This is a genomic window from Psychroserpens mesophilus, assembly GCF_050617655.1.
GTDB classification, from domain to species: Bacteria; Bacteroidota; Bacteroidia; order Flavobacteriales; family Flavobacteriaceae; genus Psychroserpens; species Psychroserpens mesophilus_A.
Genome location: NZ_JBODQC010000593.1, coordinates 1 through 228, shown reverse-complemented (window position 1 = coordinate 228; position 228 = coordinate 1). Strand labels below are relative to the sequence as shown.

Below are 228 nucleotides of genomic sequence, written 5' to 3'. Positions count from 1 at the left end.
TAATTTTGAATGCCTGCCGGGCACCGTAAATTTTTCACAAAAAAATGCGAATCCGGGATGATGTTGCATTTTTTAAAACGAAATGCGCGTTTTAATGAGAATCCCATATTGACCAGGCAGGTGGCGGTTGTCCGATTTACACGGCCGAATGCGGCAAATACCGCATGGTAAATCGGGGGCAATCCGTATTTTTACCCAAAATAAACGCTCATGTCCATCCGCGTTACC

1 protein-coding gene is annotated in these 228 nt (G+C 44.7%); it reads right to left on the bottom strand.

Annotated elements, in window-relative coordinates; translation table 11 throughout:
- On the bottom strand, positions 1-182 hold a 182-nt coding region (locus ACRHNM_RS18560; protein WP_015755807.1), incomplete at its 3' end, for a hypothetical protein.
- Positions 183-228 lie beyond the last annotated feature (46 nt).